Source organism: Vibrio sp. OPT46, from assembly GCF_015163535.1.
Classification (GTDB): Bacteria; Pseudomonadota; Gammaproteobacteria; order Enterobacterales; family Vibrionaceae; genus Vibrio; species Vibrio alginolyticus.
The window spans coordinates 20,086-20,681 of record NZ_JADDYG010000867.1; the positions used below are offsets into that span (position 1 = coordinate 20,086).

The following is a 596-nucleotide window of genomic DNA, read 5'->3' on the forward strand; positions in this document are numbered from 1 at the left end:
GCTAAACGTAATGGAACCTGTGATCGCACAAAGTGTGTTTGAGTCTATCTCTCTACTACACAACGCGTGTGTGAACCTACGTGATAAATGTATCGACGGCATCACTGTAAACAAAGAAGTTTGCGAAAACTACGTTTACAACTCTATCGGTATCGTCACTTACCTAAACCCATACATCGGCCACCACGAAGGTGACATCGTAGGTAAGATTTGTGCAGAAACTGGTAAGAGTGTTCGTGAAGTCGTGCTAGAGCGCGGTCTGCTTACAGCAGAGGAGCTTGATGAAATCTTGTCAGTAGAAAACTTCATGCATCCTACTTACAAAGCAAAACGTTACGAGTAATAACGAATCCGAAGGGGGCCACTCAGGCCCCTTTTTTAGGCTCTCATACGGTTAACCACATTTTTTATATGCTTTTATTGCCGCTAAACCACTAGGTTCTCATTCTCTGAGCATTTACTCCTGTTCCTGAGTGTTCAAAAAATCAGAATCAAATAAAAAACTAAAGAGGTATCAATATGGTCATGGTCGAACTCTTCGTGGTTCTGCTCTTCATCTATTTGGGGGCAAGAATCGGTGGTATCGGCATTGGTTT

1 pseudogene is annotated in these 596 nt (G+C 42.6%); it reads left to right on the plus strand.

Features of this window, described 5'->3' with window-relative positions:
• Window positions 1–343, plus strand: a pseudogene (aspA, locus tag IQR33_RS30815) (aspartate ammonia-lyase); the annotation flags it as partial.
• Between the last annotated feature and the right edge of the window lie 253 nt (window positions 344–596).